The organism is Sphingomonas quercus, assembly GCF_018863195.1.
Lineage (GTDB): Bacteria > Pseudomonadota > Alphaproteobacteria > Sphingomonadales > Sphingomonadaceae > Solisphingomonas > Solisphingomonas quercus.
Window position 1 is genome coordinate 84,089 of sequence record NZ_JAHKRT010000003.1, and the last position, 14,526, is coordinate 98,614.

The 14,526-nt window shown below is 66.9% G+C and carries 9 protein-coding genes; 5 read left to right on the forward strand and 4 right to left on the reverse strand.

Annotation, left to right across the window (positions count from 1 at the left end; all coding sequences use genetic code 11):
* Position 1 precedes the first annotated feature (1 nt).
* Positions 2-2,800, reverse strand: coding sequence for a M14 family zinc carboxypeptidase (locus KOF26_RS06370; RefSeq protein WP_216322025.1), 2,799 nt, complete (start codon positions 2,798-2,800; stop codon positions 2-4).
* 217 nt (positions 2,801-3,017) lie between these two features.
* Between KOF26_RS06370 and KOF26_RS06375 the strand changes: the two genes are divergently transcribed.
* The 3 genes from KOF26_RS06375 (at position 3,018) to KOF26_RS17395 (ending at position 10,018) form a co-directional block, all read left to right on the forward strand.
* On the forward strand, positions 3,018-5,633 hold the full coding sequence (locus KOF26_RS06375) for a T6SS phospholipase effector Tle1-like catalytic domain-containing protein (protein ID WP_216322028.1): 2,616 nt from the start codon (positions 3,018-3,020) through the stop codon (positions 5,631-5,633).
* 183 nt (positions 5,634-5,816) lie between these two features.
* Positions 5,817-8,240, forward strand: a complete 2,424-nt coding sequence (locus tag KOF26_RS06380; RefSeq protein WP_216322030.1) for a cytochrome c — start codon at positions 5,817-5,819, stop codon at positions 8,238-8,240.
* Complete coding sequence (locus tag KOF26_RS17395; protein ID WP_216322032.1) at positions 8,237-10,018, forward strand: GMC family oxidoreductase; 1,782 nt, start codon at positions 8,237-8,239, stop codon at positions 10,016-10,018. The genes KOF26_RS06380 and KOF26_RS17395 overlap by 4 nt, the downstream gene beginning before the upstream one ends.
* Here the strand turns inward: KOF26_RS17395 and KOF26_RS06390 are convergent.
* Genes KOF26_RS06390 through KOF26_RS06400 form a run of 3 tightly spaced genes read right to left on the reverse strand, consistent with a single transcriptional unit; the run spans position 10,005 to position 13,111 of the window.
* Positions 10,005-11,435 (reverse strand): Dyp-type peroxidase, encoded by a 1,431-nt coding sequence (locus KOF26_RS06390; RefSeq protein ID WP_216322034.1) that lies wholly within the window; start codon positions 11,433-11,435, stop codon positions 10,005-10,007. The genes KOF26_RS17395 and KOF26_RS06390 overlap by 14 nt on opposite strands.
* Entirely contained in the window at positions 11,422-12,690 is a 1,269-nt protein-coding gene (locus KOF26_RS06395; RefSeq protein WP_216322037.1) for a hypothetical protein, read from the reverse strand. Before KOF26_RS06395 ends, KOF26_RS06390 begins: the two co-directional genes overlap by 14 nt.
* A gap of 10 nt (positions 12,691-12,700) precedes the next feature.
* Positions 12,701-13,111, reverse strand: coding sequence for a hypothetical protein (locus KOF26_RS06400; RefSeq protein WP_253201193.1), 411 nt, complete (start codon positions 13,109-13,111; stop codon positions 12,701-12,703).
* A 51-nt stretch (positions 13,112-13,162) separates the two neighbouring features.
* Here KOF26_RS06400 and KOF26_RS06405 point away from each other — a divergent pair, with 51 nt between their 5' ends.
* Complete coding sequence (locus KOF26_RS06405; protein ID WP_216323170.1) at positions 13,163-13,360, forward strand: hypothetical protein; 198 nt, start codon at positions 13,163-13,165, stop codon at positions 13,358-13,360.
* On the forward strand, positions 13,360-14,457 hold the full coding sequence (locus tag KOF26_RS06410) for a catalase family protein (RefSeq protein ID WP_253201194.1): 1,098 nt from the start codon (positions 13,360-13,362) through the stop codon (positions 14,455-14,457). The genes KOF26_RS06405 and KOF26_RS06410 overlap by 1 nt, the downstream gene beginning before the upstream one ends.
* Positions 14,458-14,526 lie beyond the last annotated feature (69 nt).

Below are 14,526 nucleotides of genomic sequence, written 5' to 3' on the forward strand. Positions count from 1 at the left end.
CTCAGCCGCCGCGGCCGTCCCCTGCTCCGCGCGAGCCGTCGTCGTAAACCGGCGCGGCATCTGCCGGCAGGCCCGGGTCCGACCGCTTGGGCGCCATCACCCCGAGCGCGTTCCAGTTGAGCATCGCGTTGTAGAGCATGCGATATTCGCCGATCGTCTGGCGGCGCCAGATCGGGTTGGTGGCGAACATCACGATGCGGCCGCGGGCGCGCGGCACGTTGATGATCGCCGGACGGTTGCGCACCTGATCGGCGCCGCGCATCAGCCCGCTCATCACCGAACCCGCGCCGCCCGGGAATTCCATCAGCACCTGCTCGCGCGAGGCCGGCCGCACCGCGAACAGTGTGCTCGTCGCCCAGCGCACCGGCATCGTCTCGTCCGTATAGCCGTAGAAGATCGGGTTGGCGGGGGCGAGCAGCTTCGCCTTCACGATCGGGCCGGGCGCGTAGAAATTGCCGCCGGCGGCACCGACGCTGATATCGTCGACCATGCCGAACGCCGCCGGCACGGTGGAAGCATTGCCGGTGGTGATCAGCGTGCCCCCGGCCTCGACGAACTTGCGCAGTTCGGCCACGCCCTCATTTCCCATGCCGCCGCGAATGTCGTCCGACTGGCCATATTCGCCGAGCGACTTGAATTTGGCATTGGGCTTATAGGGCAAGGGCTTGCCCTTCATCGGAACGTCATAGACGATGCTTTGCGCGCTATTGCCCTGATTAGGGATGATGATCACGTCATATCTTGCGCGCAGATTGCCGGCGCGGACCTGTTCCTTGTAGATCAGATCATAGGGCGTCTCGTCCTGATCGAAGGCGTAGCGCACCCAGCCGACGCTTTGGGTCGAGCCCCAGGTGCTGAACAAGGCGGTGCGCGGCACGCCGATCTCATGGGTCGGCGCCTCGATCTTCGCCGGGGCGGCGACCGCGGTGAGGCCGAACTGCTCGACGAGCGGCTTCAGCGTTGCAGCGGCGCTGGCCGGGACGATGAACGAGCCGGCCGGAACGTCCGTGGCGCCCACCCTGAACGGCTTTTCGGCGACGCGGATCGCTACCTTCGGCAGGCGATAGCGCAGTCGCGCGAGATTGACCGAACCATTGTCGAGGATGACGAACCCGCCCGGACCGGCGTCGGCGGCGGTGCCGTGCAGCGCGAAGGAGGTCACCGGCGCGGTGGCGGCGGCGAGCACGGCTTTGTCGGCGATCTCGACAATATTGACATGCGCCATCAGGCCCATCGTCCATGCCGCGTCGTCGTAAGTCATGACGTTCGGGTTCGGATAATTGTTCTGGACCTTGAGCAGGGTCTTGGCGAGGCGGCCATATGGCTGGTCCAGCTTCACCAGCAAGGAGCCGGCGGGATATTCGCCCTCCTTCACCTTCATCGGCGAGGAAAGGCGGCCGATCTCGACGCCCTGCATCAACAACTGATCGACGACGAACTTGATCCGGCTCTCATCCTTCTGGCCGGCCGGAATGACATAGGCATAGGGAGCCTTGGCTTGCCCGGCCTGAATGCCATTCAGGCTTTTCTTGTAGAAATTCTCGAGGATCACCTCCGGAAAGCTCGAAGCCAGCTGGAGCGCGGTGAGCACGCCGGTCTGCATATAATTGACGTTGTTGCGCATCGACCACATCACTTCCCGATAGGGAGGGAAGGGCCGGAACCAGTCGCGGGCGAGCTGGCCGGTGGCGCGCGCGCCCGGCTCGCTCAGGCCGTTGTCGACGTGGCGCAGCATCGTCGTCGCACCGCCATTGCCGAAGGTCTCGTACATGCGCAGCATGCCATTGTGGTTCGACGACATGAAGCCGACATAGCCGGGCGACCACGCATCGACATAGCCGTGCGTCCAAACGCCGGGCATGCCGTATTTGGTGAGCTGCGACATCTCGAAATTGGAGAAGAAGGGCAGCTCCCCGTACAGGATCGGGTCGAGATCCGGGTTCTGCGGCGCCTGCCCGGAATAGGTGTAGAGAAACGGCACGGATTCATGCAATTCATGCATGACTGGCGGGTGCCATTCGAGATAATAGGCGAGCAGCTCCCGGGCGCTCGGATCGGAATAGTTCATGTCACGATTATTGTCGTGATAGATATATTTCCCCCAATAAGGCGGACCGCCCGGCTTGGCGAGATCGTCCGTCTCGTCAACGAGGCTCTGGTGATACCAGTCGACATAGCGGTCGCGGCCGTCGCCCTCCAGCACGGGGCTGAACGCGACGATGAGATTGTCGTTGATCTTGCGGATCAGCGCCGAATCCTCGGTGAGCAGACGATAGCCGAGTTCCATCAGCATCTCGCACGGGCCGGTCTCGGCGCTGTGGAGGCAGGCGGTGAGGTGATAGATCGGCTTGGTGGTGGCGATGATCCTCGCTGCCTGATCGGGCGTGGTACGGCGCGGATCGGCGAGCAGCGCGAGGTTGCTCTTGTAGCTGTCCAGCCTGGCCATGTTGGCGGCGCTCGACATCATCACCACGATATTGTCGCGGCCTTCATTCGTCTTGCCGATGTCGAGGATGCGCACCCGATCCGGCGCAGCCTTGGCCAGGCGTCGGAAATAGGCGTTGATCTCCTCCTGGCTATGCAGCTTGTTGGGCACGCCGATGTGGTCGCCGAACACCTGCTTTGGCGACGGGATCGTCGTCGACACCGGCAGGTGATCGACCAGCGGGCTGATGAATTCGGGCCTCGTCGTCCATTGCCTCACCATGCTGGCGAAGTCGGCGTCCATCGTCTGGGCGGCTGCCTGCGCGGCGAGGGCGAGCGCCGTCGTCGCCATCAAGATGCGTGCACCAAGCTTCATTCCGATTGCCCCCCGGGTCGATCTGCCCGGCGCGATCGTATGGCGTGTGACGGAGAGGCTGCAAGCGCGGAATGCCGGGCCGATGCCACAGATCGCGGCCCGCGCGGCAGTTTGGGCGCCGATGCTGCGGGGTTCGTCGCGTCGGGCGCGCCGGCGCCGCGACGAATGGCTACCGCGGACCGATCACAGGCTGGGCACGTCATGGGGTGAGCGCGATATGCTGGGGCAGGACGAGGCGCCGGAAAGGCCCGAGCCGGGCGACGCGGCCGGGGCGACGATCACCCCGCAGCCGCCGGTCGCCACGCGCAAGCGCATCATCCTGCTGTCGGACGGCACCGGCAACGGCAGCGGCAAGCTGTTCAAGACCAACGTCTGGCGGATGTATCAGGCGCTCGACCTCGGCCCAGGCGGCGCCCAGACCATCCAGATCGCCAATTACGACAACGGCGTCGGCAATTCCTCCTTCAAGCCGCTGGCGATCCTCGGCGGCGTGTTCGGCATCGGCCTCAAACGCAACATCCTCCATCTTTATCGCTATCTCTGCCGCAACTATACTGAGGGTGACGAGATCTTCGCATTCGGCTTCAGCCGAGGTGCATTCACGATCCGTCTGCTGGTGGCGCTGATCGGATCGCAGGGTGTCGTGCCCTATACCGACGAGCGCGACCTCGCCCGCCAGTCCGCCGACGCCTATCGCGAATTCTGCCGCGCCAACCGCGCCAACGTATTGAGCTGGGGCACCAGCGTGACGCGCTGGTTCCGCGACCTGTTCCTGCGGGTGTGGCGATGGAACAAGCCGCCTTATCGGCCGGGCCGCGAGAATACGCCGGTTCGTTTCGTCGGCGTGTGGGACACGGTGGCGGCCTATGGCGGCCCGATCATCGAGATCACGCGCGCCATCGACGACTGGCTGTGGCCGCTGACGATGACCGACTATCGGCTCGGCGACCATGTCGTCGCCGCCCGCCACGCACTGGCGCTCGACGACGAACGCGACGCGTTCCAGCCATTGCTGTGGGACGAATTCCATGAACGCCGTCGCGCCCGCGCCATCGCCGAAACTGACGCGCAGGCCGGCGAAGCTGCCGCCGCCCGGCTCCAGCAAGTGTGGTTCACGGGCATGCATGCCGATGTCGGCGGCGGCTACCCTGACGACAGCCTCAGCTATGTTTCGCTGAACTGGATGATCGGCCACGCGCGGGCGGCGGGCCTCGTCTTCCTCGGCGGCGAGGCCCAGCGCATCGCCGCCACCGCCAACAGCTTCGGACCGATGCATGACAGCCGTGACGGCATGGGCGTCTATTATCGCTACCAGCCGCGCAAGATCGAGGCACTGCTCCATGTCGGCACGGCCGAGGCGCCCGGGGCGCCGGGCGCGCGGCCGATGTCCGAGACTCTTATCCTGCGCGATCCGCGCGTCGGCGAGAAGCCGGAGCGGCCGCGCGGGCTGCTGCTGTCCTGCGCGGTGCATGAAAGCGTGCTCGCCCGCATCGCCACTGGCACCGACAATTATGCCCCGATCGTGCTGCCGCGCTGCTTCACGGTGGCGCCCCCGCCGCCTCCGGGCGATGGCAATGCGCCGGCGGCGCCGCCGCTGATCGCGCCCGCAGTAGTCCAGGCGCTCAGCGCTGCCGCCGAAGAGCGCGCCGTGCGACAGGAGGTGATCTGGAACTGGGTTTGGCTGCGCCGCTGGACCTATTTCGCGACGTTGTTCCTGTCGCTGAGCCTCGTCGCGATGCCGTGGTGGCAACCGAGCGCGCCGACCATCCCCGCCTATTCGGACGGGCGCTGGTTCCTCGGTTCGGTGATCGGCTGGCTGGATTATGTGCTGCCGAGCTTCGCCCATCGCTGGGTGGAGGCATTTGCCGCCGGGTCGATCTATTTTCTCGGAATCTGCGCAGGCATCGGCGTGCTGATGATCGTCGCCACGGCGCAGGAACTCAAGCTGCGCGACCGGACGCGCGAGCTCTGGTGGAAGGCGATGGAGCCCGGACGCGCGCCGGGCGACCCGCTGCCCGGGGCCACCGATTCCCGCCTGAGCCGCATCCGCACGTCCAGGGCCTATCAGGCGCCGCTGCAATGGGTGAAGTGGCGGTTGCTGCCGTCGGTGATCGGGCCGGCGATGATCGCGCTGATCCTCTACGCGATCGTCATCATCGTCACGCAGGGGCTGCTCACCGTGCAGGAACGGCGCGACCTGTTCTGCGGCGCCCGCACCGCTCCGTCCACCGATCCGGCCGGCGCCAACTTCCGCACCGGCCTGCCGTGCAACGCGATCAGCGTGACCAGCCCGAGCGGCGCCGCCGATCTGCCGGAAACGCTCGAGAAGGATCGCACCTACCGGATCACGCTCGAGGTGCTGGAGGCGTGGAACGATGGCGGCACGCCGGCCGATCCGACCGGGCTCCATCCCGCCACACTCCTGCAACGCCTGCCGCAATGGCTCGGCGCGCCGTTCCGCCGGGTGGTCGGCGCGGACGGCATGGTGCCGCTGATCGAAATCCGCTCCGCGCCCGCCAATGGCCGCCAATTGCCGTCGATCAGCATCGACACGCTGACGATGATGCCGGCCTCGGCGACGCGCCGGGCGCGGCCGCGTCGTGGCGAGGTTGCGGCCCCGGCGATCACCGCCGAGCGGCGCAAACGCCTCTACACCGCCTTCTACACCGCACACCGGACCGGCCGGCCTTATATGTTCGTCAACGACGCTGCCTTCCCGGACTGGCTGATACCGGACTTCATCCATAATGGCGGCCCGACATGGTTCTACGACAGTCCCCGCCGGGGCAATCACGGATCGGCGCGTGTGACGATCGAGCCGGTCGGCGAATGAGTCTCGCCATTTCCGTAGACAGGACTTGCGTGCCCTGTGGTCATAACTGTGGCTTTACAATAGTTTATCTTGAAATACAGCGCTTGACGAACAGCGGATTCATCCAGCACTATAGGCATGCGGATCGGGGCCGTTGCACGACAAGCCGGGACAATCGGCACGTCTTGGGAGGGGAACAGGGTCATGCGGTCTAACGCCATGCGCGCCGCTCTTGCGCTGACTGCGCTGGCGGCGCTTGCCGGCTGTCAGGGCAAGGCGAAGCAGGACAATTTCGTCCACGCCGACGAAGATTATTTCCACGATATGGACAATGCCGTCGCACTCACCCGCGAGGAAGTGCAGGGCCGCAACATGTGGCTGGTCTGGTCGGGCGGCAATGATCGCTTCTGGGATTTCATGAACAAGCCGACGCTTGGCGGCTTCGACTTGTTGAAGATCGTCGCACCCGATCCCAACGGCCCCAACCGCCGCGACAATCGCTGGCGCCAGCTTGGCATCGTCAACGAGCCGTGCTTCGCGGCCCCCGCCCGGCCGGATCAGTTCGGCCTGTGGCGCGACCAGCGGCAGACGAGCTGCCCGCCCGATCCCTTCGCCAACGCGCAGAAATATCCCGGCGTGAAGAGCGGCGCGCTCGGCCGCGTGCTGCCGGCGGGCTCCTTTTATGGCGAGCCGACTGGCATAGTCGGGCTGCGACTGTTCCCCAATCCGGACTTCGACGAGAAGGCGCGCGCCGCCTGGGACGGCAAGCGTTATTACAGTGATCCCAACTATTACAACCGCAAGGACCTTATCCGCCCCTATCGGGTCGGCATGAGCTGCGGCTTCTGCCACGTCGGGCCGAGCCCGATCCATCCACCCAAGGACCCGGAACATCCGACTTTCGCCGAGCTTAACTCGACAGTCGGCGCGCAATATATGTGGGTCGACCGGATCTTCTTCTGGTCGCCCAATCCCGCCAATTTCATGTACCAGCTCGTCAAGACCTATCGGCCGGGCTCCATGGACACGTCTTTGGTGTCGACCGACAATATCAACAACCCGCGCACGATGAACGCGGTCTACAGCCTCGGGCCACGCCTCGAGATCGCGAGGCGACTGGCGCACGAACAGCTTGGCAAGGGCAGCGACAATAATCGCCAGTTCAACGAGTTCGTGAAGGACGGCCCCCTCACCCGCTATTTCAATGCGCCGCGCGATGTGTGGACACCGCATGTGCTGAAGGACGGCTCGGACTCCGTCGGCGCATTGGGCGCGCTCAACCGCGTCTATATCAATATCGGCCTCGACAGCGAGGAATGGCTGAAGCATTTCAATCCGGTCGTCGGCGGCAAGCCGATCAGCCCGATCACCATCGAGAGCGCCCGCAAGAACGCCTATTGGCGTGCCACCGAAATGGGCACGCCGGCCACCGCCCTCTTCTTCCTGAAGGCGGCCCGGCCGGATCGGCTGAGCGCGGCGCCGGGCGGCGCGGCCTATCTCGCGCAGGATGCGGCGCTGGTCGCACAGGGTCGCGACGTGTTCGCCACGACCTGCGCACGCTGCCATTCGAGCAAGCAGCCGGACGCCCCGCCCGCTGCCTCGCTCGGTGATCCGATCGGGGCCGATTACGTAAAGCGCTTTCATGCCTGGTGGCGCTGGACGCAGACCGACGATTTCAAGTCGAGGATGCGGGCGATCGCGGCGCGACCGGACTTTCTCGACAATAATTTCCTGAGCAGCGATATTCGCGTGCCGCAGACCTTGCTGCGCACCAACATGTGCAGCCCGCTCGCCACAAATGCCCTGCGCGGTAATATTTGGGACAATTTCTCGTCCGAGACCTACAAGGACCTCCCGTCGATCGGGCAATCCTCCTATCAGGATCCATTTACCGGCAGGATGCTGGTCTACACCATGCCCGCCGGCGGGCGCGGCTTCACGCGGCCGCCCTCGCTGATCTCGCTGTGGTCGACGGCGCCCTATCTGCTCAACAATTCGGTGGGCGACTTCAACGGCGATCCTTCGGTGGCCGGGCGCATGAAGATGTTCGATGTCGCCATCCAGCAGATGCTCTGGCCGGAGCGGCGGCCGCGCGACGGCGAGACGCCGAACGCCACGGGCGTCATCGACCGCACCACCGCGCGCAGCTTCTTCTTCGTGCCGCAAAGCTGGATCCCGCGCCTGCCCGGCACCAGCCCCGAGGACAATGCGCTGCTGAAGTCGCTGGTCAACGCCAATGGCGATATCAGCATCGGCCCGATCCCCAAGGGCATGCCGGTCAACCTGCTCGCCTCCTTCCAGCCGCTCGCCGAAAGCGCCAACCCGGTCGCCATCGCACGCCATTATCATGAGGTGCTGGTGGCGCTGGTCGAGCTCAAGCGGCTGTTGCTGACGCTGCCTCGCGGCGCCGACGATGCCGCGCTCCGCGCCCATTTCGCACCGATGCGGGCGAAGCTGATGGCGCTTAGCAAATGCCCGGACTTCGTCGTCAATCGCGGCCATTATTTCGGCACGGCGCAGTTCAACCAGCAGCACGGGCTGACGCCGGAGGAGCGCAGCTTCGGGCAGGAGGCGCCGCTCAGCGACGATCGCAAGCGGGCGCTGATCGCCTTCCTCAAGACGCTGTGACGGGCCGCGCCGGCCCGCGCTACGACCATATCGTCATCGGGTCGGGCGCGGGCGGCGGCACCATCGCCGCCCGGCTTGCCGAGGCGGGGCGCTCGGTGCTGGTTCTCGAAGGCGGCGGCGATCCGCTGACGGCCGGCGAAGGCCGGACAGCCGATGATTATCGGGTGCCGGTCTTCCACCCGATGGCGTCCGAGAACAGCGCGTTCGACTGGCCCTATTTCGTTCGCCATTTCGCCGATGCGGCGCGCAGCAAGGGCGATCGCAACCTCTGCGACAAGGGCATCTTCTACCCGCGCGCCGCAGCGCTGGGCGGCTGCACCGCGCATAATGCGATGATCTTCCTGCCGCCGCCGGATGCCGACTGGGATCATCTCGCGGCGCTCACCGGCGATGCCGGCTGGTCGGCGGCGGCGATGCGGCGCCATCGACTGTCGCTCGAGGCATGCCGCCACCGGCTGGTGCGCCGGCTGCTGGCGATGCTCGGCCACGATCCCACCGGCCATGGCTGGAGGGGCTGGCTCAGCGTCGAGAGGGCGATGCCGCTGAAGGCCCTCGGCGACCTCCGGCTGGTGCGGATGCTGGCGCGGCTCGCCTTGGCCGACCTCGGTCGCGACGCCGGCTGGCGACAGCGGCTCGCGTTGTTCCTGGCAAATTGGGGCGATCCCAACGACGTCCGTCGCGGCGGCGGCGAGCAGCTCTGCTATCTGCCGATCGCGACCCGCCACCACGCCCGCACCGGCACGCGCGAGCGGCTGCTGGACGTTGCCCGGCGCCATCCCGACCGGCTGGAGATCCGCACCCATGTCTGGGCGAGCGCGCTGCTGTTCGACGGCGGGCGCGCGAGCGGCGTGCGCTGGGAGCAGCGGGCCGGCCGGGGCGCCCCCGTCACCGCCGCCGGCGAGGACCATGCGACGGGCGACGTGATCCTCGCCGCGGGCACGTTCGAGACCCCGAAGCTGCTGATGCTCTCCGGAATCGGCGATCCGGAGCAGCTCGGACGCCACGGCATCCCCGTGCGCGCCGCCCTTCCGGAGGTCGGCCGCAACCTGCAGGATCGCTATGAGATCGGCATCGTCCATCGCATGGCACGACCCTGGGCATCGCTGCGCGGCGCCAGCTTTGCGCCCGGCGACCGGCTCTATCGCCAGTGGCGCTGGCTGAGGCGCGGCATGTACACCTCAAATGGCGGCGCCATCGCAGCGTTGCGCCGCTCGCGCCAGTCCGAAGGGCGCGACCCGGACCTGATCCTGATGGGCTTGCTCGGCCGGTTCAGCGGTTATCGCACCGGCTATGCGGCCGAGACCTGGCCCGGTCTCGACGGCTTCACCTGGGCGATCCTCAAGGGACAGACGCGCAATCGCGCCGGCACCGTCCGTCTCGATCCGCGAGATCCACGCGGCCAGCCGGAGATCGACTTCCACAATTTCGAGCAGGGCGGTGATGCCGACCTCGATGCGCTGGTCGAAAGCGTGGGCATGGCGCGTGCCCTTTCCGCGGCGCTGCTGGACGAGGGCCTCATCGCGGAAGAGGAAGTGCCCGGCAGCAGCGTCACCGGCGAGGCGCTGCGCCAATGGATCAGCTGCAACGCCTGGGGCCATCACGCCTGCGGCACGGCTGCGATCGGCCCGGTGCTAGACGCCCAGGCGCGGGTGCACGGCGTCGAGGGCTTGCGCGTGGTCGATGCCTCGATCTTCCCGCGCATCCCCGGCCTGTTCATCGCCGCGCCGATCATGATGGCGGCGGAGAAGATCGCCGCGGACATGCTCAGCCGCGGGTGATGCTCGCCAGCCCGGCGATGCCCGGCAGCAGGAAATAGGCGCCGCCGCGCACCGTCACGAAGGCCGGCAGGCGCTGGGCGATGCGCGGCAGGCCGGCCTCGTCATGATAGCGGAACAGATCAGTGCGCCCCTCATCGGGAAAGGGCAGGCGCTGGCCCGTCAGCGGATCGCCCTCGCCCGAGAGGCCACCGAAGGTGGCGCTGGTCAGCCACGCCCCTTGCACGAACTCGAACTGGCGGGCGAGGCTTGCGTTGAGGCAGACGAAATGCAGCCCGGCCTCCACCGGCGGCTGGCCCGGCGCCATCGCCTGCGCCGGCGAGAGCATGCGGCCATAGGGCCGCCCGCGCCGCAGCAGCCGGTGGAAGCGTGCGGAGGCGACGGCATCGTCGGCCGCCCTCCCTTCGAGCCCGAGCGAGGCGATGACGTCGCGCACGAAACCCCGTCGGCCGAGCGGATCGTCGCCGGAGCGCGGATTCGCGCGGCGGACATGAGCGCCGAGCGGACAGGCGCGACCCTCCGGATCGGATTTGAACAGGAAATCATTGTCCTTGCCGCCCAGGCCGGGCAGCGCCGTACCATTGAGGCAGCGGCCGACGATCTGCTCGGCCAGCCACACCGCCCGCTCCGGCCCCGCTTCGGCCGCCGCCCAGCGCCAGAAGCCGGTCACGTCCTGCTCCAGCTGACGATAGACGAGATAGCTGCCGTTGCGGGCCGACAACCGCCCCTGCGGCATATCGCCGACGAAGCCATATTCATTGTTGTGCCCGATCAGCACCTCGCCCGGCGCGATGCCGGCACGATAATCGCGATTGACCGCCCCGGTGACGGCAAGCCGCCCGTCCCAGTCGATATCCGGCTGGGACATGCCGTCCGCGAAACCGAACGGCTCTTGCGCGACCGATCCGTCCTCGCGCCCCGGGCAGCTGTCGAAAGCAGCGGTGCGACGACAGCCCGACGCCAGCGCGTCCGCCTCGATGCCGTCGGCCCAGGGTTTGAAAAGCGCGCTACGGGCGCAGAGGATCACCAGGATATGCGGCTCGGCCTCGCGCCTGCCCCACCGCCAATGCTCCGGCGCGCTGGCGCCGACATCGCCGAGGCGGTGCGAGCGGCGCTCGTCGCCGGCCATGCCGTCGAGAAATTCGGGGGCGAGCCCCTCAAGGTCGGCATCGGCAAATCCCAGCGCCACCAGGCCTGCGCGGCTGAAGGCGATCTGGATCGCGCGATCGACCGTCTTGCCGCCGCCGACCTCGCTCGCCCGCGTCGGTGCGAGCCCGCGCAGCCACGCCCTGGCGCGAGCGGCATCGCCGATGCGGAGCAGCAGATAGCGCGCGCTGCCGAGCGAGCCGAGCCCGGAGCGGACCAGTGCCTGGATGTCGTCCATCTCGTCGCGCGCCGCCATCGCCTCAGATCTCCGCAACGAAGCGGCGCAATGCCTCGCCCGTCGGCCGCGCCTCGAAGGCGCGCCGCAACCGCGCGTTGCGCGCCATGTCGTAGGTGGTGAGGCCGCGGAAGGCGTTGTACCAGAGTTGGGTCGGGATCTGGTGGTGGAACAGATAATATTTGAAGTCCTGTTCGTGCCGCGCGCCGCCGATGATCAGCCAATCCGTACGCGGATAACCGAGGCCGTTCGAAAAGGAGACGTTGAGGCCGAACGCCACCTTATTGATAAAATCGTCGTTATAGGCTTCGCGGCTGCCGTCATAATTACTGGCGAAGAATACGCGCCTCCTGTCGTCGAAGAACGTCCAGCTCGCGAAGTGAATGGTATTGACCCGCGCCAGCCGCCCGCGACGGAAGATGTGCCGCGTGCTCCAGTTGATCAGCCACAGGATGAGCACGGTCAGCCACCGGCGAAACGCGCCCGGCTTGAGGCTGCCGATCGCGCTATACTGGTTCGCGACGTCATGATCCTCGATCGCCGACAGCGTCCGGTTGCGCTCACGCGAGGGGCGCGGCGCGATCACCGGATCGGTCGTCTCGCGCCGGCGCAGCATCACCACCAGCACCGGCGCCGCGATCAGCAGGACGGGCGCGAGGATCAGGCCGAGGACCGGTACCAACAGGAAATGGCAAAGCTCGGCAACCCTCTCGCCGAGACCCGGCCGGTCGAGCGGCGTCAGCGCGATGGCACCCCCGGCCTTTTCCAGCGCCGGCCATAATTGCTCGGGCGTGCTCTCCGGATGGGACAGACGGACGGCGAGCAGGGCGGCGTGCAGCCGCGCCTCCTCGGTCACCTGAGCGGCGCTGCGCCCGGGCCAATTGGCATAGGTGGCGGCCGCCGGCACGCGATGGCGGCGCATCCAGCCGACAAGGTCGGCCGGGGTCGGGCCAGCGGCGCAATGGCCGAAAATCTGCACCAGACCGGGTGTCGCGGCCCGGGCGAAGCGGTCGATCAGCGCGTCAGCGCTGCCATCGCCCTCCGCGACCAGCGCCAGCCGCACCGGCTCGCACGGCGGCAGGTCGGTGAGCCCGGCGCGATCCGGCAGGGAAGGGTCTTCGAGGATCACGAAGCGGGCGACGTGGAGCCCCTCGATCCGCCCGAACGGCAGCAGCGCATTGTCCGGATCGGCCTGCCCGGCCGCCAGCTCCATCGTCGCCAGCAACGCCTTCAGCGGCGCGATCGCCGCGTCGGGCAGCTCGGCCGCGACGAGGAGCTGCGACTGGCGGGGCATGGCTGTGCCCTCAGACTTCGAGTGCGAAGTCGATCAGCCGCGATTTGCCCCAATAGACCTTGCCGAGATAGAGGCCGGGCTGGATCAGCCGGATTTCGTCCCGCACGCGCGAGGCGACCAGCGACGTTTCCGAATAATCGATGACGATGCATTCATTCTGGTCGAGCCAGCTCGGCCCCATATAGACTTTGGCGACGATCGCCTTCAGCCCGAATGGCAGGATGTGATTGCGCAGGAAGCCGCGCTCCGCATCGAACACCTTGCCCTGCCAGGCGAAGATACTGACGACCTGGGCGATTTCATCGCTGAACGCGGTCCCCGGGGCGATGATCGCGGTGCCCTTGGCCTCCCCGTCCGGGATCGGTCCGGGCCGGGCGGCGCGAAACAGATCGTCAAGCTCGCTTTGGCTTTTCTTGAGCAAATCAGCGACAGCTAAAGTCACGGCCCCGACTCCCCCTCATTGTCGGCGTCGATGATCGTTCATGTCGCCTGCTGTTGCAAGCATATCCGCATGTCACGGCATCGTTACTGGCCATCACTGGACATTGCCGATACACTGGCCAAGGGCATCAAAATGGCGGGATCGGCATGCGCCTGCGCTGGCTTCACGATCTTTTTCAACGCGTTCTTTATGCAGAGCGGCGCATCGATCCGTGGATCCGTCCGCTGATGGACGGGCTGCTGCAGAGGCCCGGCACGGCGATCGTCCAGGCCATCGTCAATGCGAGGCGCCGCAATGACGGGCTGGCGCTGGCCGAGGAGAAGATCGGCCCCGACGAGGAGGCGATCCTGGCGCGCATCACCGAGCGGATGCGTGCCCATATGGCGCAGGATTTCCCGCCCGGCCGCATGGAGCGCGGCGGAAACACCAAGACGCACGGCGTGGTGCGCGGCGAGCTGGTCGTCCATGCCGGCCTGCCCGGGCATCTTGCCCACGGCGTCTTCCGCGAACCACAACGGTTCAGATGCTGGGTGCGCTTCGGTGGCCCGGGGCCGCATACGCCGCCCGATATCGACGATGTCGGCGTGCTCAGCATCGGCGTGAAGCTGATGGGCGTGCCCGGCGCCAAGCTGATGGCGGACGAGGCGCACACGCAGGATTTCACCGGCATAAGCTGCCCCACCTTCACCACACCGAACATCACCGAGAATGCGATCCTGCAACAGTGGAGCCGCGACGAGCTGCCGCTCTGGTACTTCCTCGACCCGCGCCGCCCGCATCTCTGCGATCTCCTGATGCAGGGACTGTGGAGCCGGACGCAGGGCAATCCGCTGGGCACCGGCTATTATAGCTGCGTGCCCTATCTCCTCGGCGAGGGGACGGCGATGCAATATGCCTTTCTGCCAGCGGGCCCGGTCGACATGGCAGTCCCCCGCCTGCCCCGCCGCCCGTCCGACAATTACCTGCGCGAGAATATGGCGAAGACGCTGGCGCGCACCGACGCCAGCTTCACCATGACGGTGCAGGTGCAAAACGACGCCCATCGCATGCCGATCGAGCATGCCGGCGTGCTGTGGCCCGAGCGGCTGTCGCCGCGCGTGCCGGTGGCGACGCTCCACATCCCGCGACAGCGCTTTGACAGCCCCGCCCAACTCGCCTTCGCCGACCGGCTGAGCTTCAATCCGTGGCATGCCATTCCCGAGCATCGCCCGCTTGGCAACCAGAACCGCGCCCGTCGGCGGCTCTATGAAGAGCTGTCGCGCTTCCGCCAGGCGCAGAATGGCGTCACCCATGTCGAGCCGACCGGAGATGAGGCGTTCGACTGACCTGGGGCCCCGGGAGGAGCAGGAATCAAGGCGCGGCAGCCGCTTGCGACGATGCGACAAGGCTGCTAG